The sequence below is a fragment of the Streptomyces pactum genome, assembly GCF_016031615.1.
Taxonomy (GTDB): Bacteria; Actinomycetota; Actinomycetes; order Streptomycetales; family Streptomycetaceae; genus Streptomyces; species Streptomyces pactus.
The window spans coordinates 4,401,594-4,427,566 of record NZ_JACYXC010000001.1; the positions used below are offsets into that span (position 1 = coordinate 4,401,594).

At 74.1% G+C, this 25,973-nt stretch carries 22 protein-coding genes and 1 pseudogene; 14 read left to right on the top strand and 9 right to left on the bottom strand.

Annotated features, from left to right (window positions below):
* Positions 1–168: 168 nt before the first annotated feature.
* Positions 169–2,004 carry a GMC family oxidoreductase gene (locus IHE55_RS17405; RefSeq protein ID WP_197992071.1) on the top strand — a complete coding sequence of 612 codons (1,836 nt, stop codon included), beginning with the start codon at positions 169–171 and terminating at the stop codon, positions 2,002–2,004.
* A gap of 141 nt (positions 2,005–2,145) precedes the next feature.
* Here the strand turns inward: IHE55_RS17405 and IHE55_RS17410 are convergent, their stop codons facing one another.
* Together IHE55_RS17410 and IHE55_RS17415 are read right to left on the bottom strand one after the other, a co-directional pair.
* A complete protein-coding gene (locus IHE55_RS17410) occupies positions 2,146–2,694 on the bottom strand; it encodes an LAETG motif-containing sortase-dependent surface protein (protein ID WP_197989863.1) in 549 nt (182 codons plus the stop codon).
* Between the two features lie 1,410 nt (positions 2,695–4,104).
* On the bottom strand, positions 4,105–4,518 hold the full coding sequence (locus IHE55_RS17415) for a chorismate mutase (RefSeq protein WP_197992072.1): 414 nt from the start codon (positions 4,516–4,518) through the stop codon (positions 4,105–4,107).
* 298 nt (positions 4,519–4,816) lie between these two features.
* Between IHE55_RS17415 and guaA the strand changes: the two genes are divergently transcribed.
* Positions 4,817–6,403: a glutamine-hydrolyzing GMP synthase gene (gene guaA / locus IHE55_RS17420; RefSeq protein ID WP_197989864.1), complete on the top strand. Its 1,587-nt coding sequence runs from the start codon at positions 4,817–4,819 to the stop codon at positions 6,401–6,403.
* Between the two features lie 417 nt (positions 6,404–6,820).
* On the opposite strand, the gene IHE55_RS17425 is transcribed toward guaA, so the two are convergent.
* Positions 6,821–7,099, bottom strand: a complete 279-nt coding sequence (locus IHE55_RS17425; RefSeq protein WP_197989865.1) for a hypothetical protein — start codon at positions 7,097–7,099, stop codon at positions 6,821–6,823.
* Positions 7,100–7,567: 468 nt separating this feature from the next.
* Between IHE55_RS17425 and IHE55_RS17430 the strand changes: the two genes are divergently transcribed.
* From IHE55_RS17430 to IHE55_RS17440, 3 genes are all read left to right on the top strand, one after another.
* Positions 7,568–8,365 carry a class II aldolase/adducin family protein gene (locus tag IHE55_RS17430; protein WP_307826706.1) on the top strand — a complete coding sequence of 266 codons (798 nt, stop codon included), beginning with the start codon at positions 7,568–7,570 and terminating at the stop codon, positions 8,363–8,365.
* Positions 8,366–8,721: 356 nt separating this feature from the next.
* Complete coding sequence (locus IHE55_RS17435) at positions 8,722–9,981, top strand: hypothetical protein (protein WP_372442766.1); 1,260 nt, start codon at positions 8,722–8,724, stop codon at positions 9,979–9,981.
* 926 nt (positions 9,982–10,907) lie between these two features.
* On the top strand, positions 10,908–11,417 hold the full coding sequence (locus IHE55_RS17440; protein WP_232265602.1) for a DoxX family protein: 510 nt from the start codon (positions 10,908–10,910) through the stop codon (positions 11,415–11,417).
* Positions 11,418–11,448: 31 nt separating this feature from the next.
* Here the strand turns inward: IHE55_RS17440 and IHE55_RS17445 are convergent, their stop codons facing one another.
* Together IHE55_RS17445 and IHE55_RS17450 are read right to left on the bottom strand one after the other, a co-directional pair.
* The gene (locus tag IHE55_RS17445; RefSeq protein WP_197989868.1) at positions 11,449–11,694 is read right to left on the bottom strand and encodes a hypothetical protein; all 246 of its coding nucleotides are present in this window, start codon (positions 11,692–11,694) and stop codon (positions 11,449–11,451) included.
* Complete coding sequence (locus IHE55_RS17450; protein ID WP_307826707.1) at positions 11,691–12,917, bottom strand: PspC domain-containing protein; 1,227 nt, start codon at positions 12,915–12,917, stop codon at positions 11,691–11,693. The genes IHE55_RS17445 and IHE55_RS17450 overlap by 4 nt, the downstream gene beginning before the upstream one ends.
* A 419-nt stretch (positions 12,918–13,336) precedes the next feature.
* On the opposite strand from IHE55_RS17450, the pseudogene IHE55_RS17455 reads away from it, so the two are divergent.
* The 6 genes and pseudogenes from IHE55_RS17455 to IHE55_RS17480 all read left to right on the top strand — a co-directional run.
* Positions 13,337–14,035 (top strand): annotated as a pseudogene (locus IHE55_RS17455) (serine/threonine-protein kinase); the annotation flags it as partial.
* Positions 14,036–14,540: 505 nt separating this feature from the next.
* The gene (locus IHE55_RS17460; RefSeq protein ID WP_197992322.1) at positions 14,541–15,245 is read left to right on the top strand and encodes a serine/threonine kinase C-terminal domain-containing protein; all 705 of its coding nucleotides are present in this window, start codon (positions 14,541–14,543) and stop codon (positions 15,243–15,245) included.
* 35 nt (positions 15,246–15,280) lie between these two features.
* Positions 15,281–16,591: an ATP-binding protein gene (locus IHE55_RS17465; RefSeq protein WP_197989869.1), complete on the top strand. Its 1,311-nt coding sequence runs from the start codon at positions 15,281–15,283 to the stop codon at positions 16,589–16,591.
* Entirely contained in the window at positions 16,588–17,319 is a 732-nt protein-coding gene (locus IHE55_RS17470) for a LuxR C-terminal-related transcriptional regulator (RefSeq protein WP_197989870.1), read from the top strand. The genes IHE55_RS17465 and IHE55_RS17470 overlap by 4 nt, the downstream gene beginning before the upstream one ends.
* A gap of 101 nt (positions 17,320–17,420) precedes the next feature.
* Positions 17,421–18,026, top strand: a complete 606-nt coding sequence (locus tag IHE55_RS17475) for an NUDIX hydrolase (protein WP_307826708.1) — start codon at positions 17,421–17,423, stop codon at positions 18,024–18,026.
* Positions 18,027–18,139: 113 nt separating this feature from the next.
* Entirely contained in the window at positions 18,140–18,493 is a 354-nt protein-coding gene (locus IHE55_RS17480; protein ID WP_307826709.1) for a hypothetical protein, read from the top strand.
* 584 nt (positions 18,494–19,077) lie between these two features.
* On the opposite strand, the gene IHE55_RS17485 is transcribed toward IHE55_RS17480, so the two are convergent.
* From IHE55_RS17485 to IHE55_RS17495, 3 genes are all read right to left on the bottom strand, one after another.
* Positions 19,078–19,818: a lipoprotein gene (locus IHE55_RS17485; RefSeq protein ID WP_197989872.1), complete on the bottom strand. Its 741-nt coding sequence runs from the start codon at positions 19,816–19,818 to the stop codon at positions 19,078–19,080.
* A 313-nt stretch (positions 19,819–20,131) separates the two neighbouring features.
* On the bottom strand, positions 20,132–21,637 hold the full coding sequence (locus IHE55_RS17490; RefSeq protein ID WP_197989873.1) for a DUF6882 domain-containing protein: 1,506 nt from the start codon (positions 21,635–21,637) through the stop codon (positions 20,132–20,134).
* A gap of 191 nt (positions 21,638–21,828) precedes the next feature.
* Entirely contained in the window at positions 21,829–22,347 is a 519-nt protein-coding gene (locus IHE55_RS17495) for an ATP-binding protein (RefSeq protein ID WP_197989874.1), read from the bottom strand.
* Between the two features lie 91 nt (positions 22,348–22,438).
* Between IHE55_RS17495 and IHE55_RS17500 the strand changes: the two genes are divergently transcribed.
* The 3 genes from IHE55_RS17500 (at position 22,439) to IHE55_RS17510 (ending at position 24,928) form a co-directional block, all read left to right on the top strand.
* Positions 22,439–23,251, top strand: a complete 813-nt coding sequence (locus tag IHE55_RS17500; RefSeq protein WP_372442691.1) for a helix-turn-helix domain-containing protein — start codon at positions 22,439–22,441, stop codon at positions 23,249–23,251.
* Positions 23,248–23,499, top strand: a complete 252-nt coding sequence (locus IHE55_RS17505) for a DUF397 domain-containing protein (RefSeq protein WP_197989875.1) — start codon at positions 23,248–23,250, stop codon at positions 23,497–23,499. Before IHE55_RS17500 ends, IHE55_RS17505 begins: the two co-directional genes overlap by 4 nt.
* A gap of 334 nt (positions 23,500–23,833) precedes the next feature.
* Positions 23,834–24,928 carry a MarR family transcriptional regulator gene (locus IHE55_RS17510; protein ID WP_197989876.1) on the top strand — a complete coding sequence of 365 codons (1,095 nt, stop codon included), beginning with the start codon at positions 23,834–23,836 and terminating at the stop codon, positions 24,926–24,928.
* A 15-nt stretch (positions 24,929–24,943) separates the two neighbouring features.
* Here the strand turns inward: IHE55_RS17510 and IHE55_RS31400 are convergent, their stop codons facing one another.
* Positions 24,944–25,573, bottom strand: a complete 630-nt coding sequence (locus IHE55_RS31400; RefSeq protein WP_307826710.1) for a TetR/AcrR family transcriptional regulator — start codon at positions 25,571–25,573, stop codon at positions 24,944–24,946.
* Between the last annotated feature and the right edge of the window lie 400 nt (positions 25,574–25,973).

Sequence of the window (25,973 nt, forward strand, 5' to 3'; positions counted from 1 at the left end):
GGCTACGACGACGGCCGCGACGACGCTCCCCGGGACGGCAACGGCAACGGCAACGGCGACGGCGACGGCGACGGCGACGGCGACGGTCCCGGTGACGGCGACGGTCCCCGCGATGGCGACGACCGCGGTGACGGTCCCGGCGACGGCTTCGACTACGACGTCCTCGTCATCGGCTCCGGCTTCGGCGGATCGGTGTCCGCGCTGCGGCTCACCGAGAAGGGGTACCGGGTCGGGGTGCTGGAGGCGGGCCGCCGCTACACCCGGGAGACGCTGCCGAAGAACTCCTGGGACCTGCGGAAGTACCTGTGGGCGCCGGCCCTCGGCCTCTACGGCATCCAGCGCATCCATGTGCTGGGCAAGGTGATGGTGCTCGCCGGGGCCGGGGTGGGGGGCGGTTCGCTCAACTACGCCAACACCCTCTACGTACCGCCCCGGCCGTTCTTCCAGGACCCGCAGTGGGGGCACATCACCGACTGGCAGCGGGAGCTCAAGCCGTACTACGACCAGGCGCGGCGGATGCTCGGGGTGCGGCTGAACCGGACGATGACCCCCTCCGACGTCCACCTGAAGGACGCCGCGGAGCGGATGGGGGTCGGCGACACCTTCCACATGGCCCCGGTGGGGGTGTTCTTCGGCGACGGCGACGACGCCGGCGGAACGGTGCGCGCCGAGCCGGGCGAGACGGTCCCCGACCCGTACTTCGGCGGCGTGGGCCCGTCCCGGCGGGCCTGCACCGAGTGCGGCGAGTGCATGACCGGCTGCCGGCACGGGGCCAAGAACACCCTGAACGAGAACTACCTCCACCTCGCCGAACGGGCCGGGGCGGTGGTGCACCCGATGACCACCGCGGTCGCCCTGTCCGAGGACCCGGCGGGCGGCTACCGGGTGGTGGCCGTCCCCACCGACCGCCGCCGCAGGGGCCCGCGGCGGGTGTTCCGGGCGCGCCGGGTGGTGCTGGCCGCGGGCACCTACGGCACCCAGACGCTGCTGCACCGGATGCGCGACGAGGGGCTGCTGCCGCGCGTCTCGCCCCGGCTGGGCGTGCTGACCCGCACCAACTCCGAGGCGCTGGTGGGTGCGCAGACCACCGACCGGCGGTACCGCCGCAAGCGGGGCGGGGTCCGGGTGGAGTTCGGCGGGAAGGTCGACTTCACCCGGGGGGTGGCGATCACCTCGTCCATCCACCCCGACGAGACCACGCACATCGAGCCGGTCCGGTACGGCAAGGGCTCCAACGCCATGGCCCCGCTGTCCATCCTCCAGATCCCGTACGGCGGCCGGGCGCCCCGGCTGCTGCGGTTCATCGGGGCGAACCTGCGGCGTCCGGGCGACGCGGTACGGATGTTCAACTACCACCGCTGGTCGGAGCGGACCATCATCGGGCTGGTCATGCAGACGCACGACAACTCGCTGACCACCTACCGCAAGCCCAGGGGGCTGGGCAAGGGACTGCTCACCGCCCGGCAGGGGCACGGACAGCCCAACCCCGACCACATCCCCCAGGGCGCGGAGGGCGCGCGGCTGCTCGCCGAGTCCATCAACGGCATCGCCGGCAGCAACGTCGGAGAGCTGATGGGCACGCCGCTCACCGCCCACTTCCTGGGCGGCTGCCCCATCGGGGAGGACCCGGAGCACGGGGTGATCGACCCCTACCACCGGCTCTTCGGGTACCCCGGCATCTCGGTGGTGGACGGGGCGTCGGTCTCCGCCAACCTGGGTGTCAACCCGTCGCTGACCATCACCGCCCAGGCCGAACGGGCGATGGCGCTCTGGCCGAACAACGGCGAGCCGGACCCGCGCCCGCGGCAGGGTGAGCGGTACCGGCCGGTGGCCCCGGTCGCCCCACGGCACCCGGCGGTCCCGGCGGACGCCTTCGGCGCCCTGCGGCTGCCGGTGACCCTCCCGGTCCCCACCGTCCCGCCCCGCCGCGCGGAGGAACCGGCGGCCGGAACGGGCCCGGGTACGGGGGCGGGGACGGGGACCGGGCTGCCCGGACCGCTGTGAACGGGCGGCTCCACGAGGCGAGGGGCCGTACCCGGATGTCGCATCCGGGTACGGCCCCTCGCTCATCGTCCGCCGGCGCTCACCGGCACGTGGCCGGTGAGCCCGGTGCGGCACGGGTGGTGGTGCTCCCGCGGTGCTCCGTTACGCGGCGGCACCGGCGCCACGGCGGCGGCGCACGACGAAGATCGCACCCGCGCCCGCGGCCATCGCGACGCCACCGATCACGGCGATCGTCGGCAGCGCGGAGGAGGAACCGGTCTCGGCCAGCTCACCGGTCACCGGCAGCTCCTCCAGGCCGCCCTGCGGGGCCGGCTTGGGCTTCTCGGTGCTCGGCTTGCCCTCGGCCGGCGGCACCTCGGTGCCCGGCTTGGTGCCCGCGACCAGGACGTCGAACTCGTAATCCATGTACTCCGAGAAGCCGCAGAGGTCGTCCTCGTCGTGGTAGGCGCCGATGGCCATGGCGAAGCCGTAGCTGCCCGGGGTCTTGGCGTCCACCTTCAGACGCAGCTTGGCGTCCGAGTACTCGTTGGGCTTCAGCTCGGTGATCGAGGCGAAGTAGCCGACCTCGTCGTCCACCGGCTTCCAGCCCGCGCCCTCGTCGTACCACTCCACGGTGAGGTACTTCGAGACGTCCTCGAAGTCCTCGGCGTCGATCGCGCCGAGGGCCACGTACGCGTCCACCGACTTCATCGTCTTGTCGGAGATGTTGGCGGTACGGAAGGTGAAGTTGACCCAGCCGGAACCGGCGACGACCTTGCTCGGCAGTCCGCGCAGGGTGGTGCTGACCAGCGCCTCGTCGGACTCGTCCTCGCAGACGGGGTCTTCCTCGGTCGGGGTCGGCGTCGGCGTCGGGGTCGTGGTGGGGGGTGCCGGTGGGCGTGCCGGTGAGGGGTGGGCGTCCCGGTCGGCGTCGGCGCCTCGGTCGTCGGGGGTGCCGGTGGGGGTGGGCGTACCGGTCGGGGTCGGCGCGTCGGTGGTCGAACCGGGAGCCGGGGGTGGGCTCGGGCTGCGTCGGCTCCGAGGCCGCTTCCGAGGACGTGGGGGAAGGCGCCGGGGTCGTCGGCTCGGAGGCGTACGCGGCCGGCGCCGCGAGAAGCGCGGCAGGGGCGATGGCGGCCGTCGCTGCGACGGCCGCGAGAGCGCGGCGAAGCTTCATGAAGACCTCATTCGGGGTCCGTACACGCTGCTGCTGTCGAGCAGCGGCTGCTTGGGAGGCCGGCGCGGTGGGGCGCGATGTGGCCGTGCGTTTGCACGTACATGACCAGTGCTCGGGGGAAAAGGTTGCACCCGGAATCGAAACGCGTGCCGTGATGTGGCTCACCGTCGCCCGACGCCGGTCACCCCCACTCCCGGGCCCTCCCGGCGCGCATCACCCCAGGTCATGGGCCTCCGCCGGACCGTGCCGCCGGGCCCGGCCCCTCCCGGGCCGGGCGTTCCCGGTACCCCCGCGAGGTGGAACCGGGGAGCAAGGGGGAGTGGGAGGGGAAGGGGTGGGGGGCTCCTGGGGGGCGGGGCCTCTGGGGCGCGGAGGCGTCGTCAGGGGGTGTAAAACCCGCCAGGGGGTACGGAGGGGAGGGGATGCAGGAGGGGGAGGGGAGAGTGAGGAGAGAAACACGGCCGGTCCCAGGCGTCCCCGGGACCGACCGTTCTTTGGATGATGACCGGGCTGCTGTCCCCTGCCGACCGAATCACCGCGCCGGAACGAGGTCCCACGACGCGCACCTCCCGTGCCATTGCGGGAGTCGCGTCTCATCGTTCCGGCGAATCTGGCCACGCGTACCGGCCTCCGGGAGGGGAGGGCGGAAGCCGGTACGCGTGCGGGGGTGGATCTTCGGTGTGGATGGTGCGCTACGTCCGGCCGCCGCCCGGGAGGGAGGGCGGGTGCGGCGCGGACACCGGGCTCAACGAGGTCCCGGAGGGACAGGGTCACGCGCCGTACGGGTGACGCGCCGTACGGGTGACGCCTCCCGAACATCCGGCCGTCCCTCCGCGTGCATCCCGGCCCTGTCCGCGGGCCCGCCCCGCCCGGGCCCGCCGGTTGCGGCTCCGCCGGTCCGTTCCGCCACGGCCCGCGGCCCGCCGGTGTGGCCGTGCCGTGCCTCAGGCGCGGCCCCGGCACAGCTCCAGCAGGGTCATGGCGAGCGTCGTACCCGGCTTGCCCAGCGCCTCGCGGTAGCGGCCGAGGATCTCCATCTCCCGGGTCAGGTCCACCCGGCGGCCCCCGGAGGCGAGCCGGGACCGCTGGATCCCGGCCGAGACCGCCATCCGCTCCTGGATCAGGGCGATGATCTGCCCGTCCAGCCGGTCGATCCCCGCCCGGCCCTCCGGGATGCCGGTGGTGGGGACACCGGAAGCGGCGGCGGAGGCGCCCGGAGCCGTGGCGGCGCCCGAGGTGGCGTCCGTGGGGGCGCCGGGGGTCGTGACGGAGGTGGGGCCGGCGGGGGCGGGGGTGGCGTCCGTGGCGGGGGCGGTCCGGACCCGGCCGTCGGCGGCCGGCCGGGGAGTGCCGCTCATCACTGTGCTCGCCGTGGTCACCGTGCTCGCCGTGGTCACTGTGTTCACTGTGTGCTCCATGGGGATCGTTGCCGACGGGCCGACCCGGACCGGAAACACAGCAGGCGCCCCGGGCCTTGTCGGCCCGGGGCGCCTGGGAAGTCGCTGATCAGTCGATCACGCAGCACGACCATGGCAGCCGGACGGGCCGGTGCCATAGGTAAAGACGAAGGACAGCTGCGTTGACATGGGTCACAGTATGAGCCGGTTAGAATCGAAAGTCCAAACCCTTACGTTCCACCGCCGGAAGGCCGCCGAAGTGCCCTCAGCGTCCCCCGCTGCCGCCCCCGACACCGTTCTGGTCGTCGATTTCGGCGCGCAGTACGCCCAGCTCATCGCCCGCCGAGTCCGAGAGGCGCGCGTCTACAGCGAGATCGTGCCGTCCACCATGCCGGTTGACGAGATGCTCGCCAAGAACCCCAAGGCGATCATCCTCTCCGGCGGTCCCTCCTCGGTCTACGCCGAGGGCGCCCCCACCCTGGACCGTTCGATCTTCGAAGCCGGGGTGCCGATCTTCGGCATGTGCTACGGGTTCCAGCTCATGGCCACCACCCTCGGCGGCACGGTGGACAACACCGGTGCCCGGGAGTACGGCCGCACCCCGCTGACCGTCACCAAGACCAGCTCCACCCTCTTCGAGGGCACCCCGGCCGAGCAGACGGTGTGGATGTCGCACGGCGACGCCTGCTCCGCCGCCCCCGAGGGCTTCGCGGTCACCGCCTCCACCGACCTGGTGCCGGTCGCCGCCTTCGAGAACGACGAGAAGAAGCTGTACGGCGTCCAGCACCACCCGGAGGTCATGCACTCCACCTACGGCCAGCAGGTGCTGGAGCACTTCCTGTACCGGGGTGCCGGCATCGAGCCGTCCTGGACCACCGGGAACGTGATCGAGGAGCAGGTCGCCGCGATCCGCGAGCAGGTGGGCACCAAGCGCGCGATTTGCGGCCTGTCCGGCGGCGTGGACTCCGCGGTCGCCGCGGCACTGGTCCAGCGCGCCATCGGCGACCAGCTGACCTGCGTCTACGTGGATCACGGTCTGATGCGCAAGGGCGAGACCGAGCAGGTCGAGAAGGACTTCGTCGCGGCCACCGGCGTGCAGCTGAAGGTCGTCGACGCCGAGGAGCGCTTCCTCAACGCCCTCAAGGGCGTCTCCGACCCGGAGGAGAAGCGCAAGATCATCGGCCGGGAGTTCATCCGGGTCTTCGAGCAGGCCCAGGCCGAGATCATCGCCGAGGCGGGCAGCGGCGCGGAGGCCGTGGAGTTCCTGGTGCAGGGCACGCTCTACCCGGACGTGGTCGAGTCCGGCGGCGGCACCGGCACCGCGAACATCAAGTCGCACCACAACGTCGGCGGGCTCCCCGAGGACCTGGAGTTCAAGCTCATCGAGCCGCTCCGCCAGCTGTTCAAGGACGAGGTCCGGATGGTCGGCCAGGAGCTGGGCCTCCCGGACGAGATCGTCCAGCGCCAGCCGTTCCCCGGCCCGGGGCTCGGCATCCGGATCGTCGGCGAGGTCACCAAGGAGCGGCTGGACCTGCTCCGTGAGGCCGACGCCATCGCCCGCGAGGAGCTGACCGCGGCCGGCCTGGACCGGGACATCTGGCAGTGCCCGGTGGTCCTCCTCGCCGATGTGCGCAGCGTGGGCGTGCAGGGTGACGGCCGCACCTACGGCCACCCGATCGTGCTCCGTCCGGTCTCCTCCGAGGACGCCATGACGGCCGACTGGTCCCGCCTGCCGTACGACGTGCTGGGCCGGATCTCCACCCGGATCACCAACGAGGTGGACGAGGTCAACCGCGTGGTGCTGGACATCACCAGCAAGCCGCCGGGCACCATCGAGTGGGAGTGACCGCACTCCCCGCTTCCGGGGCCCGGTAGCCCCGGGAGCCACCGGCCCCGGGAAGCCGCCGGCTTCCCGGGCGACCGGGCCGCGGGCCGGAGCCGACGGCACCGGCCCGCCTCTCCATGAGGTGTCGGCTCGCCTCTCCGTGAGGCATCGGCCCGCCTCTCTCGTGAGGCGACAGCCCACCTCACTGTGAGGTGAGGGCCCGCATCTCCAGGGCTGATCGGCTGCCGCCGGGGTCGCCGCCCGCCCTCGTGGGTCCGGCCGGTCCGGCCGGTCCTGCTCCCGGGTCCGGTCCGCCCGCGGCACGACCGGGCCCGACCGGGGAGCGTCAACCCGGGCCGAGGACCGCAGTGCCGGATGGCCGGCCGGGCCGGCCCGCACACTCCGCGCGAGCACGTCCCGCTCCATCCGTGACGCCGCTCACGACGCATCCTCGGTCAGCCCGAAGCCTTCCGAGAACTCCTCCAGGAACGCGCGCCGGGACGGGTCGGTCTCGGCGGCTGTCATCTCCGCGACCAGTTCGAGCAACTCCTGCCGCTGGTTGTCCGGCAGCGTGCCGACCACGTGGCCGACGCCCTCCAGCACCTTGACCGCGTCGTCCGGATCCATCTGTTCGTCCTCGCTGCCCTCGATGAACCACAGGACATCGACCAGGGCCTCGGCCAAGGCACGGGTCAGGGACGGATACACAGGCGTCACGACGGCCTCCTGGCGGGTCGGCGGCAGAGTCCGGCCATCCCACCACACAGGGCTGACATCACTTTCCGTGAGCCTCCGCGGGAGGTGGACCAGAGCCGCCGTTCCTGTCCGTGGCTGACGGCGCCGGCGTACCCGCCCGTACCGGCCCCCCGCCCACCGGTACCTCCTCGTCCGCGACCCGGCCTCCGCCCGGAAGCCCCGGACCCGGTCCGCGGCGGGATGCGCCCGCGGCCCCCGGCCTCCCCGGACCGGAAGCGGTCCGGGCCGGGGCGAGCCAGGGCAGGAGCGTCCGGGCCGAGCCCGACCGGGAGCGGTCCCGGCCGGGAAGCCGCCGGCCGCTCACCGCCCTCACCCCAGGTCGCCCGTGCCCGGAACCGGAACGTCCGACCCGCCCCGTGCGATCAGTGCACGCACGACTATGGGCACCCCCAAGGGCCCGGCGGTAGCTTCCGTTTCGAGTCATCGGACGTGAAGGAGCAAGCCGCCGTGCCCGAGCCGATACCCCTCGACCAGTTGCACTTCGCCATGCCGCCGCAGCACGACTCGGTGGAGGGCGAACGGCGGTACCGGCAGGAGCGGCTGGCGGGCGCGCTCCGCCTCTTCGGCCGCTACGGCTTCGAGGAGGGCGTGGCGGGACTCATCACGGTGCGGGACCCGGAGTACCCCGACTGTTTCTGGGCGAACCCGTTCGGCCTGCCGTTCCGGCACCTCACCGTCAGCGACCTGATCATGGTGAATGAGGCGGGCCAGGTCGTCGAGGGGCGCTATCACGTCAACCAGGCGGCGTTCATCATTCACTCGCACGTGTACCGGGCGCGGCCAGCCGTGGCGGCCGTCGCCCACACCCGCTCCCCGCACGGCCGGGTGCTGGCCGCACTCGGTGAACCGCTGGAGCCCCTCACCCAGGACGCCTGTGCCTTCTTCGAGGACCACGCGCTCTTCGACCGCTACACCGGAGCCGTGGTGGACCCGGCCGAGGCCCGGGCCGTCGCCGCCGCCCTCGGCCCGTACAAGGCCCTCATCCTGCGCAATCACGGTCTGTTGACGGTCGGTGACTCGGTGGACGCGGCGGCCTGGTGGTTCATCACGATGGAACAGGCGTGCCACGTCCAGCTCGCGGCGAAGGCCGCGGGGCGGCCGGTCCCCATCGACCGGCGGAGCGCGGTGGAGACCCGGGACCAGATCGGCAGTGATCTCGCGGCGTGGATCAACTATCAGGCCCTGTACGAGGACATCACCCGCAGCGAACCGGAGTTATTGACCTGAAGCCGCCTGACGGCTGCCGGGAATGCGGCACAATTCCCGCCGAAGTTCGACAGTGGGGAGAGCCCGTGGCGGTGGACCAGGCGAAGGATGCCACGACCGGCGGCGCACGGCCGCAGGGGCGCGGCGGTGGCCGGGACCCCCGGGGGCGCCGGGCCCCCCGCCGCCCTATCCGCCCGCCCCCGACGACACCACCGGCCACGGCCGGCCTGCCGCGTCCGTCCGCCCCACCGGACGCCGCCCCGCCGCCCCCGGACCCGTCCGGGCCCCCCGGCACCGGCGGCACACGTTCCCGTGACGCCGGCGCAGCCACCCCGGTACCGGGCGGGCACCGCGCCCGCTCGACCGGTGTGCCGGGTGTGGTCGGCTCGGCCGGCGCCACCGGTTCCCCCGACGCTGCCGGCACCGTGCCGGAACGCGGCTGCCGCTGCCCGCAGGGAGCGCGCGCGGCACACCGCCGGGCGGAGGCCGACTTCGCCGCGCTCCGGGACCGGCTCGCCGCCGGGCACGGACTGCCCGCGGTGGTCGCCCACTCCGCCGAGGCGTCCCGCCAGTGGGTCTCCGACGAACTCACCCGCGCCGCCGCCGCGGTCACCGAACGCGCCCGGGAGGCGTGCGAGGCGTGGCTCGCCGCGGTGTGGCGACGGGTCCTCGCCGGGGTGTGGGCGGCGATCGGGGTGCTGCTCCTGGCCCAGCTGGTGTCGGCGCTCGCCACCGACGGCTGGACCACTTCCCGCACGGCCGGGCTGGTCGCCGCGCTGGTCACCGGTGGTCTGCTGACGGCCGTGTCCTGGCCGCACCGGTCCCGTGGCGGTCTGCTCGCCCCGCTCATCGGCGAGGACAACCGGCTCTCCACCTCGCGGGCGGTGGCCGCCGGCTGGCTCCTCCTCGTCGGGTACGCGGTGCTGGTGCTGGCCGTGGAACGGGCGGTGGACTCCGACGCCGGCGGACCGGAGCCGGCCGGTTCCGCCGCCCTGCTCACGGTCACCGGGCTGAGCTGCGCGGTCGCGGTCCTCGCCCGCCTGGTGGTGGCCAACCGGGTCCGGGCGCACCGGGCCCAGAAGGTGCGGGCCGACCGCCCCCGCCCGGCCGACCTGATCACCGACGACGCCGGACGGGGCAGTCTCACCGACGCCCAGTACGTGCTGCTGAACGTGGTGGTCGCGCTCTTCGCCGGCGTCCTGCTGGCCCGGGAACCGGACCGGCTGCCCACGCTGCCCTGGCCGATCGCGGTGCTCGCCGTGGTCTCCGCGGTGACCTGCCTGGCGGGCAAGTACGCCGAGGCCGGGCGGCCCACGGTGCTGTCGGTGGTCCGGGTCCGTGAGGCGGGCGACCTGAACGGGCCGATCCGTACGGGCGACGACATCGAGATCCGGGGCAACGGTTTCGTGCCGCCGGGCGCGCTCCCCGCCGACCGGCTGGCCCGGACCGTGGTGCGGATCGGAAGCGTCCACGTCCATGTGCCGCTGGTCCCGGTGGTGGGCGGCTTCACCAATCCGACCGACTCGGTACTGATCGTCCCCGTCCCGGTGGAGGTCGAACCCGGGCGGACGGAGGTGCAGGTGATCACCGCCTCCGGTGCGGAGAGCAACCGCTACCCCCTCGACGTACTCGACTGACGCCCCCCGCCCGGCGCCCCCCGCCGCTGCCATTTCCACCCCCGATCACCCCGCTCCCGACCACTCCAGCCTCCGCCACTCCGCCCCGGCCGTTTCACCCTCAATCACCCCGCCCCTCGATCACCCCGCCCCTCGATCACTCCCGGTCACTCCGTCGCCGGCCGCTCCACCCCCGATCACCCCGGCCACGCCCACGATCACGTCGCCCTCGATCACCTGCCTTCCGACACCTCGGCCCTCCTCTCGGTACCTGCTCGACCCGAGCCCCCTCGGCTCCACCTCCTCTCCGGCGGCCTCTCCACGGCCCTCTCGGGTCCTGTCCGGCTCTCTCGGGACCGGCCAGACCCCTACGGCTCATCCGCCCCTGGCTTCCCCGCCGACGCCTCGGCCCGGACCACTCACGCCGCCCGTCCGCGCCCGCGCCGCCCGTTCGTGCCCGCGCCGCCCGACCGCGCCCGCTCCGGGCCGGTGCTCCCGCGCCGCCCGTTCGTGCCCGCGCCGGCCGGCTCCTGCCCCGGGCCGGTGCTCCCGCGCCGGGGCGCCCCGGACCGATGTCCCCACCCCGGCCAGCCCGGACCGGTCTCGCTCCTCGGGACCGATCCGAAACCGGTCACGTGCTGCCCCCGGGCCGAGCCGGACCGGCCTCGCTGCTCCGGGCCGTCCGGGGTGTCCGGGCCGACCATGTTGCCCCGGACCGATCCCTCCGCCCCCGGGCCGACCGGGGCCGGTTCCCGCTCCCCGGACGGCCGGTCCGCCCGCCGCGGAACGCGTCCGTCGGTGTCCTCGGGCCCGTCCCTCCGCACGGCCGGTCACCCGGGTCGTCCAGAATGGGCCGCGAGCGCGGTGGAAAGGCGGCGGGTGCGATGGCAGGCGGAGAACGGGCGGGCCGGGGGACGGCACGGGCGGGGGCGGGCCGACGGCTCAGGATGGACACGCTCAGGCTGACCGGCAGTCGCGGGTTGCGGGAGAGCGCCACCCGGTACGCACTGCTACCGCTGCGGATCTTCCTCGGCGTCACCTTCGTCTACGCCGGTATCGACAAGCTCACCACCTCCGGTTTCCTCTCGTCGTCCGGGCCGGACTCGATCGGCGGGATCATGGACTCGGTGCGCGACACCTCGGCCGTGCCGTGGCTGGTCGACCTGGCCCTCAAGGCGCCGGAGGGCTTCGGCTACGCGCTCGCCATCGGCGAGATCGCGGTCGGCCTGGGCACACTGCTCGGCCTGTGGGCCCGGGTGGCGGCCCTCGGCGGCGCCCTGATCTCCCTGAGCCTCTGGCTCACGGTCAGCTGGCAGACCGAGCCGTACTACTACGGCAACGACCTCATCTATCTGATGGCCTGGCTGCCACTGGTGCTGGCCGGGGCGCCGGTGCTCTCGGTGGACGCGCAGCGGGCTCGCCGCCGCGGCCGCTGGGGCCGGTCCCTCCTCGGCTGACCCGCCGGCGCCCGGCCCTGGGGCCTCGTCGTCACCCCGGTATGCCGGCGCCTCCGCCCGACCGTGCCGGTTCGCCGCCCCGGGCGCGCCTCCGCCGGATGTCGTAGGTGACGGCCGAGACCGCCCCGGCCAGGAAGAGACCGCCGCAGATCAGCGGGAACAGCACCAGGACCGGGATGTCCCACTGCCCGGCGGCGTCCATGCCGTACAGCAGGGCGGCGGCCAGCACCACGAGCGCCGCGACGAGCTTTCCGGGTTCGAACGTGTGCCGCTTCATGGGCGGAGCACCTCCACCTTGCCGATGCCGACTTCGAGCTCCAGGTCCAGCGTGCCGCGGGCGGGCCGCTTGCCGACCGGCTCCAGGGTGAGGGTCCGGTCCCGCATCGGGGAGACGTCCATGTCGTCGGGCTTCTCCCCGGGCAGCTGTATGTCTCCCAGGCCCACCTCGATGTCCAGCCGCACCCGGACGTCCCGCGGCACCGTGACCACGAGCCGGCCGGCGCCGACCTCCACCCGGGTGCGGACGGTGGAGCCGTCCTCCATGCGGAGCTTGGCCAGCCGCAGTTTGCCGACGCCGCTGCCCACCTCGTAGGAGGGGGCCACCTGTGCCGCGGCGGCCGGTTCCCAGGTGCGCCGGTGCCAGTCGGTGGTGACGGACTTCGGCAGCGCCGCCGCGCCGGCCAGCAGTGCGCTGGTCAGCACCACGGCGACGATGGTGCCCGCGCCGGTGCGTCCGTAGACGCTGCTGATGAGCAGTCCGACGCCGAACACCGCGAGTGCGGCGACGAGGCCGGTCTGGAGGCTGGTGCCCAGGGGCTGGCTGCTCCAGGTGGCGGCGCAGCCGGCCACCGCGGCCGCCAGGGCGGCGAGGAAGGTCCAGCCGCCGATCGGGACCGGCTGGGCGGGGCGGGACCGGACGGTGGCGGTCCCGGTGCGGCCGGTGGCGTACGAGCCGGCGTCCGGGCCGTCCGCCGGCCCCCACAGGTATCCGGTGCCGCTCCCGCGGGTGGTGCGGTCCTTGGTGATGGGGTCGCGCCACCAGGAGGGGCCGCCGCGGGCCGGCGGGGCCTTGACCTCCGGCGGTGCGCCTTCGTGGCCCGCCTTGGGCGGTGTGGCGGCGCCGGGGGCCGGCTGGGGGGCGGCCGGGTCCGCCGGGCTCTCGTCGTGCGCGGCCAGGTAGCGGTGGCGCGACCAGTACGCCGCGCCGAACGTCGCCAGCGTCAGCATCACGGAGAAGCTGACCACGTTCCCCTTGTTGAGCATGGACAGGAAGAGCGCGCAGCCGAGCAGCGCGCACAGCACGGCCGTCAGCGCCGTGCCCTCGACCCGGCCGGAGAGCAGCTTCCGCCCTTCGTGCTCGTCCTCGCCGAGCATCGGGACCAGGAGCCAGAGGAACCCGTAGATGATCAGGCCCACCCCGCCCGCCACGGCCAGCAGTGCGAAGACCACCCGGAAGATGACCGGGTCGACGTCGCAGTACCGGCCCAGCCCGCCGCACACCCCGCCGAACACCTTGTGCCGGGGGGCTGCGGCGCAGCGGCGCGGGGCCGGGCGCCGGTGGCGGGGCCGGGGACGGCCCGGTGTCGTGGGGTCCCGGGGGAGCCGGGGCCCGGCGGCCCTGAAGGCCCCGGACCGTGCGGCCCTCCGGGCCCGGCCGGTGGCTCGGCGGAGGTCCCGCCGCGCCGGTGATCGCCCGCGACGGGGTGTGCATCGGTCATGCGTCCATGGTGACAAGCCGTGGGCCGTGGGACATCAGGGTGCCAACCCTGGACCTTCCCTGAGATCGACCCCGACCCGGCTGCGGCTATCGTGTCGTTTCGAACACATGCGGGGCTGGGGCGGAGGGGAGCGCGGTGTCGTACGAGGGGCGGCTGATCGCCGGTCGGTACCGGTTGCTGGAACGGATCGGCCGTGGCGGCATGGGCACCGTTTGGCGGGCCGAGGACGAGCTGCTCGGCCGTCAGGTGGCCGTCAAGCAGCTGCACATCTCCCCGCACCGCTCCGAGGACGAGCTGGCCACCCTGCACGAGCGCACCCGCCGTGAGGCGCGCAGCGCCGCCCGGATCACCCACCCCAACGTGGTGGTGGTGCACGACGTGGTGGACCACGAGGGCCAGCCGTGCATCGTGATGGAGTACGTGCCCTCCATCACACTCGGTGACGTGCTCAAGAGGAACGGGCCGATCACGCCCGCGGAGGCGGCCAGGATCGGGCGCGGCATGATCGCGGCGCTGCGCGCGGCGCACGCCGCCGAGGTGCTGCACCGGGACGTCAAGCCCGGCAATGTGCTGCTGGGCCACCCCGATCCCCAGGACGAGGGGCACGACGGGGGCCGGGTGGTGCTCACCGACTTCGGGATCGCCATGGCGTCGGGCACCTCCACGCTCACCAAGACCGGCGAGGTGGTGGGGTCGATCGACTACATCGCGCCGGAGCGGGTCAAGGGCCGCAAGCCCGGCCCGGCCTCGGACCTGTGGGCGCTGGGGGCGACGCTCTATCAGGCGGTGGAGGGGCGGCCGCCGTTCCGCCGGGCGACGGCGATGGAGACCGCGTACGCGATCGCCGTGGACCCGCTGGAGCCGGTCCGCCGGGCCGGTCCGCTGACCGGGCTGATCGAGGCGCTGCTTGCCAAGGAGCCGGAGGAGCGGCCGTCGGCCGAGCAGGTGGAGCGGGCGCTGCGGGCGCCGGCGGCGGAGGCGGAGACGACGTTCCTCAGCTCGCCGTTCGGCGGCGGCCCGGCCGCCGTGCCGGCCGCCGACACCCCGCCGCCGCCCGTCGTCCCGGGGGCCTCGGCCACGGCCACCACGGTCGCGGGCCCGCAGATGGCCGGGGGCGGCGCGACCGCGCCCGGTACGGGGTTCTCGTCCGACGCGACGCCGACGCCGCCCTTCCCGGTCACCGCGCCGGCGCCGCAGGGCGGCGGCCGGCGCGGGCGCGGGGTGCTGCTGTCGGTGGTGACCGCGGCCACCGTGGTCGCGGTCGCCGCGGGCACCTTCTACTTCCTCTCGCGCGACGACGGGGACGGGGTGAAGGCGGAGGCCGGGCGGGCGGGCCGGCCGACCCCCGGCCCGGGCGGGGGGCACCACCGGGGCCACGCCGGGCGACGACCACCGGCCCCCGCCGGTGCCCGACGGCTACCACCTGGTGACGGAGAAGGAGCTGGGCGTCTCCTTCCCGGTGCCGGACGGCTGGACGCGGAAGGCCGGCCAGCGGCCCGGCGAGGTCGACTACATCGACCCGACGGGGATGGTCAACCTCCAGCTCAACGTGATGGACTTCGCCGCCGCCGATCCGGTCGAGCACTTCGAGGATGTCGAACGGATGTTCTCGCAGCGGTATCCGGTCAACGAGCGGCTGCGGCTGCAGAGCACGACGTTCCGGGGCGTCCCCGCCGCCATCTGGGAGTTCCGGTTCAAGGGCACCGCGCGCTGGTTCCGAGCCATCGACCTGGGCTGGGGGCGGCCGGGCAGCGACGAGTACGCGCTGTACCTGTCCGCGCCGGAGGGGCAGTGGCAGCAGTACCGGGGCGTCTTCGACCACGTCCGCGACGGGCTGCGGCTCTCCCCGGCCACCAGGGCCGGGAGCGGGACCGGCCCCGGCGGGTGGTCGGGGACCGGCAGCGGGACCGGGCTCGGCAGCGGGCCCGGGTACGGCTCCGGGACGGCGTACGGGACCGGGGCCGGCCTCGGGGCCGCGGCGGTTCCCCGCGCGGCGGCGGACCGGGCCGGGACCGGGGCCCGTGCGGTGCGCCCGGCCGGGGCCGTCTCAGGGACGGCGTCTCCGGGCAGCCCCCAGGTGGCGTCCGGGTCCGGTCAGGGGAGACCCTGATGTCCGGACCCCGCTGACCGTGTGACGATCGGTTCATGGCCACCACAGCACCCGGCGCGGGGACGCGGCACGTCCCGGCGCCCGACCTCACCGAGCCGCTCCTGCGCAAGCTGTACCGCAGCGCCGAGGGACGGTGGCTCGGAGGGGTGGCGCGCGGTCTCGCAGGACATCTCGGTGTTCCGGCGTCCTGGGTCCGGATACTCTTCTTCGCCCTGCTCATGGCGGACGGCTTCGGCATCCTGCTGTACGCGCTGTTCTGGTTCGTGGTGCCGCTGGGCGTCGGCGGGGTGGACGCCGAGCGGCACGGTCTGATCGGCACCGCGCCGGGCCCGGACGGCAGACGCCGCCTGTTCGCCCGCAAGCCGGACAAGGGCCAGGTCATCGCCCTGATCGCGCTGATCATCGGGGTCGGCATCTTCGTGGAGAGCATCCACATAGGGCGCGTCGCCGACAGCTACATCTGGCCGTTGCTGCTGATGGCGGCGGGCGTGGCCCTGGTGTGGCGGCAGGCGGACAACGCCCGCCGTGCCCAGTGGGCCGAGTTCAGCCGCAGCAAGCGGGTGCTGCCCGTGGCGCGGATGGCGGCCGGGGTGCTGCTGGTCTGTGTCGGGGTGACGGGCATAGTCGTCATCCAGGGCTCCGCCGAGCACCTGGGCGCGGTCCTCCAGGCCACGCTGGCGGTGATCGTGGGTCTCGCCCTGCTGGTCGGGCCCTACCTGGTGCGGATGATGCAGGACCTCTCGGCGGAGCGGCTGATGCGCATCCGGGCCCAGGAGCGGGCCGAGGTCGCCGCCCACGTCCACGACTCGGTGCTGCACACCCTCACCCTGATACAGCGCAACGCGGACGACGCGCGGGAGGTCGCCCGGCTGGCCCGGGCCCAGGAGCGGGAGCTGCGCGCCTGGCTGTACAAGCCGGAGGGCACCGGCAAGGACGAGGAGGAGGCGCCGGACACCCTGGCGGAGGCGGTGCGCCGGACGGTGGCCGAGGTGGAGGACCACCACGGGGTGCCGATAGAGGTCGTGGTCGTGGGGGACTGCCCGCTGGACGAACGGCTGGGCGCCCAGCTTCAGGCGGCGCGCGAGGCCATGGTCAACGCCGCCAAGTACGGTGGCGACGGCGGACCGGTCCAGGTCTACGCCGAGGTGGAGGGCCGTACGGTCTTCGTCTCGGTGCGGGACCGGGGCCCCGGGTTCGATCTGGACGCGGTACCGGACGACCGGATGGGCGTGCGAGAGTCCATCATCGGCCGGATGCAGCGCAACGGCGGCACGGCGCGACTGAGGTCCGCGCCGGGCGGGGGGACGGAAGTGGAGCTGGAAATGGAGAGGGCGGCATCGACATGACGGAGAACGGGCCCACGGCGGCCGGCGAGCCGCTCGCCGGGCCGGCCGGGGACGAGGCGGGGGCGGACCGTCGGGTGCGGGTGGTCCTCGTGGACGACCACCGGATGTTCCGTACCGGCGTCCAGGCCGAGATCGGTGACACCGGCCGCACCGGTGTGGAGGTCGTGGGGGAGGCGGACGACGTCGATCAGGCCGTCAGCGTCATCAGCGCAACCCGGCCGGAGGTGGTCCTGCTGGACGTGCACCTCCCGGGCGGCGGTGGCGTCGAGGTGCTGCGCCGCTGCGCCCCGCTGCTGGGGGACCCGGAGAACCCGGTGCGCTTCCTGGCGCTGTCGGTCTCCGACGCGGCCGAGGACGTCATCGGGGTCATCCGGGGCGGCGCGCGGGGCTACGTCACCAAGAACATCACCGGGGTCGACCTGATAGACGCCATCTTCCGGGTGCGGGACGGGGACGCGGTCTTCTCCCCCCGCCTGGCCGGCTTCGTCCTGGACGCCTTCGCCTCCACCGATGCCCCGCCGATCGACGAGGACCTGGACCGGCTCACCCAGCGTGAGCGGGAGGTGCTGCGGCTGATAGCGCGTGGCTACTCCTACAAGGAGATCGCCAAGCAGCTGTTCATCTCGGTGAAGACGGTCGAGAGCCATGTCTCTGCGGTGCTGCGCAAGCTCCAGCTCTCCAACCGCCATGAGCTGACCCGCTGGGCCACCGCCCGCCGCCTGGTCTGACCCCGGGGCCGGGGCTGGGGGCGCCGGTGACGGTGCGGGGCCGCCGGGCAGGGTGGATACGACGGGTACGGCACGGCAGACACGACGGAAGGGGGGCGGCCGTGGAGAACGGACCGGCCGAGCCGGGTGCGCCCGGGGAAGCGAAGGTGGCCGCCGGCGGCGGTACCGGGGGAGCCGGTGCCGCCGGGGGCGGCATACGGACCCGGGTCTCCGCCTACGCGCTGATCACCGGCACCACCCCGGGCGACGGGGCGGACGGGGACGGAGGGGCGGAGGACCACAGCGGAGCGCCGGACGGCATCCTGCTGACCCGGCTCTCCCACGCCTCACCGATCTTCGCGCCCGGCCTGTGGCACCCGCCGGGCGGCGGCATCGACCCCGGTGAGCAGCCGGTGGAAGCCCTCGCCCGTGAGCTGGACGAGGAGACCGGGCTGACGCTGCTGAGCGCCCGGCTGCTCACGGCCCGCGCGTACACGGCCACCCGGCTCGGCATCAGCTGGCACCTGGTCGCGCTGTTCTACGCGGTCGAGGCGGCACCGGGGCCGCTGCGGGTCACGGAGGCGGACGGTTCCACCGCCGATGTGGCCTGGCTGGCGCTGGACGAGCTGCGCGACGAGGCGGTGCGCCGGGAGAGGCTGTCCCCGGCGGCGGTGGACGGCCTGCGGCTGCTGGAGGAGGCGGCGGGCGGCGAAGGGCCGCGGGGCTGAGCCCGGCGGCGGGCCGGACGGGCGGGTGCCGCCGCGACGGATGCCCGTACGGTGTGGGCGTGGATACCCAGGCTGGCGTTTTTCCTCCTCGCCCACTGCGGGGGGTGAGGGCCGTGTACGCGAGGCAGAGCAGTTGCCCCGCCGACTTCGCCGAGGTCACCGTGGACTTCGAGCCCTGGGAGGAGGGGATCACGTTCGAGGCGGCCGCAACGCCGGCCACGCGCGGGTACGTCGAGGGTCCCGAGCTGGCCGCCTACCGGGATGCCTTCGGCGAGGGCATCCGTGAGGAGCTGACGGGGCTGGGCGCCGGGATCACCGTGGCGGTGGCGGTGGTGCTGCGGGAGGTACGGGTCCACGAGGTCGATTCGCATCCCGGCGCGTTCCGGGAGGTTGGACGCGTTGCCGTGCGCAGGGCCCTCGCCCTGGCCTACGGCCCACCGCCACGTCCCAAGCGCCGACGCAGGTGAGTCGACCCGGCACCGCCGGAGGCCGGAGCCGGCCCTCACGCCGCGCCGCCGGTCGCCGGAGGCCGGCCCCTACGCTCCGCGCCGCCGGGCTCAGGACGCAGGCCCTCACGCCGCGCACCGGACGCCGTAGGCCGGCTGTACGCCTCGCCGCCGGTCGCCGGAGATCACCCGGGCCGCCTCGCTGCCGGTCGCCGCAGGTCACCCGGGCGGTCTCGCCGTGCCGGTCGGCGCAGCTCGGCTGGGCCGCCTCGCCGCCGGTCGCCGTAGGTCGTCCGGGCCGCCTGGTCGGGCCGGTCGCTGCAGACCGGTCGTACCTGGGGCTGACGCGGCCCGGCCGGGGCGGGCCTACGGCCCGCCGCCGCGCCCCAACTCCCGTGTCTCCGGTTGTGGTCCGCACCGTCCCGCCGCTCGGCCGGGGTCGGGCCGTCCGGGGGTCGACGCCTCGGCCGTAACCGGTCACCGGGCCACCGCCGGGCCGGTGATGGCCGGGCCGGTGGTGGCTGGGCCTCCCAGCGGGCCGGGCCGCCCGGGGGTGGTGGCCGGACCGTCCGGGGGTAGGGGCCGGGGCGCCCGGGGGTGGGGGGTCAGGCGGTGGGGACGGCCATGGTCTTCTTGGCTAGTTCGAAGGCCGGGACCATGGCACGGTGCTCCTCGGTGTCCAGCCCGCCGAGGTGCACCACGACCGCGCCCTGCGGCGTCACCAGGGCCAGCGCGCGCTCCTCCTTGGTGACGTCCGCCTCCTTGTTGTGGGTGGTGTAGGTGACCTCGGTGGCGTTCAGGCCCGCGGCCTTGACCGGGCTGTACTTCTGCCCGGCGGGCTGTTCGGCGTCGGCCACGAAGCCCTCCAGCACCTTCCTGGAGTCCCCGCCACCGGCGCTCGCCTTGCCGGTGTAGACCCGGATGAAGCCGACGTGACCGGCGGGCTTGGCATCGAGTTCGCAGGTCAGGCGGACCTCGCCCTGCTTGGTGAGTTCTTCGAGGAGTTCGGCGACCTCGGGGTCGTCGGAGCCGGTCTCCTCGATCGCCCCGGCCTTCCAGGACTTCGCCAGGTCGAAGGTGACCGGCAGCGTGCAGGCGGTTCCCTTGGCGCCGACTTGCTTGCCGGACGACGCGGCCGGGCCCGTCGCCCCGGCGTCCTTGCCCCCGTCCTTGCCGCCGCTCTCCGCGCCGCCGTCCTTCCCGCTGTTCTGCCGGCCGTTCTGGGCGGCGGACCGGTTGTCGTTCCCGCTGTCGTCGTCACCGGACTGGCCGGAACAGCCGGCGAGCACGCCGATCACCAACGTCGCGACCGCCGCGCCCACCACTGCTCTGCCAGATCCACGCATCTCGGTGTTCCCGCCCTGTACGCGGGACCGTGCCCGCCGTGCCGAAAATTCGCCGAAGCATATACCGGCGGGAACGGCTCGGACGATCACGGTTCCGCACCGGACCGGTGGCCCCGCCACCGCAGGTCAGCCGGGTCACCGAACCCGGCCGACGCACCTCGCCGGCACGGGGTCGGCGGTACGGGGCAGCGGTGCCGGGTCAGCGGTGCGGAGCCACCGCGGGCCGTGCCCGGCGCACCCGGTTCCCCGGCGGCCGGTGAGCCCGGTCGCCGGGGAGTCCGGTCGTCGCTGAGCGGGGCGCCGGCGAGTCCGGTCAGCCGTGCGGGGTCGCCAGCAGGCCGCAGGACGCGTGGGTGATGGTGCCGTCGGGCGCGAAGAACACCCGGGTCTCGTAGAGCCCGGAGACGGCGCTGAGGAAGTCCGGCTGTCCGTAGTGGTGGACCTGGAGGCCGAGCCGGTCGCAGTACGCCTCCATGACGGTGCGCATCGTCGCGCCCCGCACGTCGGCCGGGGTGACCCCGTGCAGCCATCCCGCACCCGCGCGGATCTCCTCCCCGGTGATCTCCGGGTCGGTGCCCGGGGCCGGCAGCCGTTCGTCGGTCACCACCCAGAACTCGTTGCCCAGCGAGGTGAAGACGTACCCGGCCACACCTGCCGCCGTCCGCGCCAGCGCGACCGCGAACGCCTCGCAGTGCACGTACGGCCGCAGGTCCAGTCGCCCCCCGGCCAGTTCGGGCACGTCGGCGTCGGGCGCCAGTCCGGCCGCCGCCCGGAACCGGTCGCGGATGTCCTCGGTGCCCGCCGCCCAGGCGAACCACCGTTCGTCGAGGTCGTAGGCGCCGAGCCGCCGCGCTTTCAGTCCGCCCCCGGGGAACCGGAGTTCGCCCGCCGCCTCGTCCCACACCGGTGGCCGGCCGTCGAACTCCAGGTGCTGGTCGGCGTACTCCACCATCGCCCGCGTCCGCCGGATCGAGTACGCGATCTCCGCCGCCGCCACCGGCAGCAGCGACTCGGGGAACATCAGCTCCGGGTGCGCGCCGGGCGTGCGGCGCGGCTCGATCAGCTCCTGCTCCGGCGCCCGGGCCGAGACCGGTTCGCCGCCGTCCGCGCCGGTCACCACGATGTCGCCGATCCGGTCCCCGCCGATGTCCACCACGACCCGGTCCCCGCCGGGCAGCACCCCGGCGACCTGCCCGGGTCCGTACTCCGGCTCGATCCCGTGCCGCTTGAACCAGCCCTGCACGGTCTTCAGCGCGGGCCCCGGCAGCAGCGCCGCCCCGTTGCGGAGCGGCTGTTCCAGCCGCCCGGCCCGCGGCTCGGCCTTCGGTACCGCCGGGTCGTCCACCACCAGGAAGGCGCGTCCCCGCTCGTTGATGACGGCGATCGCCCCGCCCCGCGCGTCCAGCAACCCCATGCAGATGAGCATCAGGTGGTCGGCGGCGAGCCGCGGGTTGGGGAAGTGGTTGAGGTCGAGCATGCGCTCGGTCAGCTCCGGTATGCCCTCGCGCTCCCCGAACTCCCGCAGCTCGCCCGCCCGCTGCGCCCCCGCGGTCTCCCGGAAGCCGTCGTTCCCCCAGGCCCAGAGCCAGGTTCCGTCCAGGGCGTAGGTGCCGAGGATGTGGCCGCGCAGCGTCACCCCGGAACGCGCCACCATCGGCTCGTCCAGGTTGTAGTACGTGGCACCGTGCGGCACCAGCCGGTCGAAGAGGTCCAGCTGCTCGCAGACCCAGCCCAGGTGCGGCCGGGCGGCGCTGGTGAGCTGTTCGCTGAAGGTCCCGCCGGTGCCGTGCGGTCCGGGGTTTCCGTTGCTTGCGTGCATGGGTGTCGTCAGTCCGTAGGTAGGGGTCGGTCGGTGCGGGGTGGTGCCGGTGGTGTCGCCGGTACATGGTGCGCGTGATACCAGCGATGTGCGTGGTGCGTGTGGTGCGCGTACGCATAGGAGTGACCCCGGCCCGTACGCCCCCGGTTCCGGCCGGACGCGCCCGGTACCCGGTGGTTACGCACCCGTGATCAGTCCGGCCCGTCCCCCGTACCGTCCGCCGGCCGATCCGGCGGGAGGGCCGCCACACCGTCCGCCGGGCCGTCGCCCGCCGGATCGCCGTCCTCGGGGCCGACCGCCGTGTTCACCGTGAACCACACCGTCTTGCCGACGCCGGACGGTCGCGGCTGGGCGTTCCAGTCGTCCGCCAGCGCCGCCACCAGCGCCAGCCCGCGCCCGGACTCGGCGTACAGGCCGGCCGTGCGCGGCTGCGGCAACTCGTCGCCGGCGTCGGAGACCTCCACCCGCAGCTCCTTGCCGTCGAGCATGCAGCGGGTCTTGATCAACCGCCCCTGTGGGACGTGTGCGTGCCGGACCGCGTTCGTCATCAGTTCGCTCAGCAGCAGGACGGCCGTCTCCGCCGCATCCTCCGGCACCCGCCACAGCAGCGCCTGCACGCGCAGTAGTCCGCGCGCCCGCCGGACGCTCCGTGGGTGGCGGGGCAGCAGCCAGTCAACGTCCCTCGGTGGAAGGGGATTTCCGTCGTTCATGGCGTAAAGGTTGCTGGCCTGTGCTTACGGTTCGTAGTAGCGACATGAGTACGCACGGTGGTGTACTCAGTGGGCACCGAGGGGCGGGCAGGTGACGGAGACGACTTCCCAGCCGCCGATGGCGTGGCGGTACTGCGGCAACCAGATCAAGCTGTGGCGTACGCGGGCGAACGTGACGCGCCAGCAACTGGCCAAGGAGGCGAACTACGGGTACGACTCGGTCCGGTCGATGGAACAGGGGCGCCGCAAGCCGACGCTCCGGCTGCTGGAGATCGCGGACGAGATGTGCGGCGCGCACGGGCTGCTGCTCGCGGCCCAGGACTACCTCAAGCCGGAGAAGTTCCGCGAGTACGCGCGGGAATTCATCGAGTATGAGGCCGAGGCGTTGACCTTGAACTGGTACGAACCGCTGCTCATTCCCGGCCTGCTCCAGACCGAGGAGTACGCGCGGGCGCTGATCGGGGGAAACTGTCCACCGCTCGACGACGAGACGGTGGAGGTACGAGTCGCGGCGCGGTTGGAGCGTCAGGCTGTGCTGGACAAACCCACTCGGGCGTTCGGCTTCGTCATCGGCGAGGCTGCGCTCCGGGAGCAGGTCGGAGGCAGGGAGGTGCACCGACGCCAGATGCGCCGGCTCATCGAGGTGGGCGAACGGCGTCATGTGTGCGTCCAGGTCATGCGTTTCTGTCGGAGCTTCCACCCCGGTCTGCTGGGCTCCTTTGTTCTGTTGGAGACCCCTGACCACGAACAGTTGGCCTACATCGAGGGGCAGGAGACGGGCATGCTGCTCGATGACCGGGCGAAGGTGAGCGTGATCCGCCAACGCCATGACATGATCCTCCAGCGGGCCCTCGGCCCCGAGGAATCGGCGTGCTTCATCGGCGAGTTGGCGGAGGAGCTATGAATGGCGAGCTGACCTGGGTCAGGTCCAGTTACAGCGACAGCTCCGGCGGCGCTTGTGTCGAAGTCGCCGTTTCGTGGAGGAAGTCCAGCTACAGCGACGGCAGCGGCGGAAACTGCGTCGAGATGGCCGCCTGCCCCGGCACCGTCCACGTCCGGGACTCCAAGGACAAGGCCGGGCCGCGGCTCACCTTCACCCCTGAAGCCTGGGCCGCGTTCGTCGCCTTCGCCGCCGCGCAGCCGGTGGACTGAGGGGGCCGCGCCTCCCCGGGGCTCGGGTGCCGAGCCCCGGGCTCCGGGTGCCGGGCTTCGAGGCCCGAGCGCTCTTTCTGTGGAACGGGTGGTGAGTTGAACCCGCCCACCCACCCACCGCGTGCGCAGACGCGACCGCGCGGCCAGCTTATATGACCATGTGTGACCGACTTGCCGCGCTACGTGTCCACGCTCTACGTTTGCGCTGACAAAGAACAACCCCGGCCGGTGCGCCAACACCGAACCGGGGTCTGACCATCAAGATCGAACCAGGACCGATCCTGTGGCTATTGCCGACTTTATCGCTGTCCCACGCCCCTTCGCTCCGTCTCCCATGGCCAAGCCCGGCTTCGGGAAGCGTTCCGTTCCTGATCAACCCCCGCGCCAACGTGGTGACTTCGCACATCTGCCCACGCGTGAGGCGGTCATCGCCACGTACATCGACCGGTTGCCGGACGGTGCCGCGATCGACGCGAAGACGCTGGCCAAGGTGCTGCCGGACTACGGGCAGCAGGCCGTCCGGTCCGCCCTGAACGCGCTCGGCGCGGCCGGTCACCTGCGCCGCCTGAGCGGGACGGTGGGGGAGGGGCGCACCCAGTGGGTGACCCGTACGTTCTTCTCCCGCCAGGCCCGGGACGACGCCTGGTGGGCGGCGTTCGCGGAGGGGGACACCTGCCCGGCCACTCCGGCCGCCCCTGCCGTGTCTGCCGCCCCGGCCGTGCCCGGTGCGCCCGCCGCGCGTGCCGCGTCCGCCGTGCCGGGTGTGGCCGCCGCCCCGGTCGCGCCCGCCGTGCGGGCCGTGCCGGCGGGTCCGGTCCCGTCCGTACGGGCGGTGGGGCGGGTGGAACGGGCCGTTCGGCCGGAGAGGGGACGTCCCGCCGGGCGTCCCGCGTCCGGCGGGACGCCGACGCACCGGACCGGCGGCCCGGCCCCGCGTTCGGCCGGGTACGACGCGCTGGCGTCGCTGGGGCGTACCGACCCCCGGATGACGCTTTCCGCCGCCGAGTGCGCCGACCTCGAACCGCTCGCCGCCCGCTGGCTGACGCGCGGGACCGGACCCGCCCAGCTGGTCGCGGTGCTCACCGCCGGACTGCCCCGCGAGGTGCACTCCCCGGGCGCCCTCGCCCGGTCCCGGCTGACCACCAAGCTGCCGCCGGAACCGGTGCCCGAACCGGCACCGGCGCCGGTGCCCGCCGGTGCCGAGGGTCCGGCGGCCGGGGCGCGCTGGATCATGGAGTGCACCGGCTGCGGCGTTCCCGGCCGCCCGGAGGCGCTGCCCGGCGGCCTCTGCCGCTCCTGCCGGGGCGAACCCGCCGCTTCCGGCACCCCGGGCCCCGACGCGGCCGAGGTGCGCGCCCGGGTCGCCCGGTTGCGCGCGGCGGCGCGTACCCCCGGCGCGTACGCCCCCGTGCCCGCGTCCGGTCCGTGAGGCGGGCGGACCGCGTCACGGGGCCAGCAGGCCGGCCAGCACCGTCCGCACGGCGCCGTCGATGACGGCTTCCCGTTCCCCCTCGGGGAGCAGGGAGAACGGGCCGTCCAGGACCAGATCGGCCATGCCGTGCACCATGGCCCAGGCCGACGCCTCCGCGGTCGGGCGGCGGTGCGCGGGCATCCGGCCGGTGGCCAGGAGCTCGTCCAGTGCCGAGGAGAGCAGGTTGAACGCGCGGTACTGGGGTTCCGAGCCGCCGGGCCGGGTGCCGGTCCAGGCGTCGTCCGGCGATCCGGGGATGCGGCAGAAGGCGGAACGGTAGAGGCCGGGGCGTTCCATGGCGAAGTGGATGTACGCCCGTCCCATCGCCATGAACCGCTCCTCGGCGACCTCCTCCGGGTCGCCCGGGACCTGCGCGGCGCCCGCTTCCAGCGCATCGGCGAGGGCCACCTGGCCGGCCACCTGGACGGCGTGCAGCAGTTCGGCCTGGCCGTCGAAGTGCCGGTAGGCGGCGGTCGGGGAGACGCCCACCCGGCGGGCCGCCTCGCGCAGCACCACGCGCTCGGGACCGCCCTCGACCGCCAGCTCGACGGCCGCCGCGATCAGGGCGTTGCGCAGGTCGCCGTGGTGGTACCCGGACTTCACGGCCGCGCCCGCACGTCGTACGCGACCGCCGGCCGGCCGGTCCGCCGCCTTCCCGGCCGCCGTGTTCCCGGCCGCCGTGCTTCCAGCCGTCGTGTTTCCGGCTGTCTTCCGGGCCGCCGCCTTCCCGCCCGGCCTTCCACCCGTCGCCGGCGGGGAGCCCGCCTCTCCTCCCGCCGCCGGCGGGGAGCCCGCCTCTCCGCCCGCCACCGGCCCGGGGGATGCCGTCCGGTCCGCCGTGCCGCCCCCCGGCCCGGCCGGGGCCGCCGCCGCCCGGGCCGCCGTACGCCCGGCCCCCTTGCCCGTGGCCGCCCTGCCGGCCTTGCCCGCCTCGTCATCCATGCCCTCAATCCTGCCCCATGTTGACAGCATTAACATCGGCTGCCAGGGTGGATGTTAACGG

Bases quoted from the DNA above. Each gene is read 5' to 3' on its own strand.
- IHE55_RS17410 (WP_197989863.1), bottom strand. From the start codon at position 2,694: ATGAAGTCGGTGGACGCGTACGTGGCCCTCGGCGCGATCGACGCCGAG.
- IHE55_RS17415 (WP_197992072.1), bottom strand. From the start codon at position 4,518: ATGAGCGGCACTCCCCGGCCGGCCGCCGACGGCCGGGTCCGGACCGCC.
- IHE55_RS17440 (WP_232265602.1), top strand. From the start codon at position 10,908: ATGGACACGCTCAGGCTGACCGGCAGTCGCGGGTTGCGGGAGAGCGCC.
- IHE55_RS17445 (WP_197989868.1), bottom strand. From the start codon at position 11,694: ATGAAGCGGCACACGTTCGAACCCGGAAAGCTCGTCGCGGCGCTCGTG.
- IHE55_RS17465 (WP_197989869.1), top strand. From the start codon at position 15,281: ATGGCCACCACAGCACCCGGCGCGGGGACGCGGCACGTCCCGGCGCCC.
- IHE55_RS17470 (WP_197989870.1), top strand. From the start codon at position 16,588: ATGACGGAGAACGGGCCCACGGCGGCCGGCGAGCCGCTCGCCGGGCCG.
- IHE55_RS17485 (WP_197989872.1), bottom strand. From the start codon at position 19,818: ATGCGTGGATCTGGCAGAGCAGTGGTGGGCGCGGCGGTCGCGACGTTG.
- IHE55_RS17490 (WP_197989873.1), bottom strand. From the start codon at position 21,637: ATGCACGCAAGCAACGGAAACCCCGGACCGCACGGCACCGGCGGGACC.
- IHE55_RS17495 (WP_197989874.1), bottom strand. From the start codon at position 22,347: ATGAACGACGGAAATCCCCTTCCACCGAGGGACGTTGACTGGCTGCTG.
- IHE55_RS17505 (WP_197989875.1), top strand. From the start codon at position 23,248: ATGAATGGCGAGCTGACCTGGGTCAGGTCCAGTTACAGCGACAGCTCC.
- IHE55_RS17510 (WP_197989876.1), top strand. From the start codon at position 23,834: ATGGCCAAGCCCGGCTTCGGGAAGCGTTCCGTTCCTGATCAACCCCCG.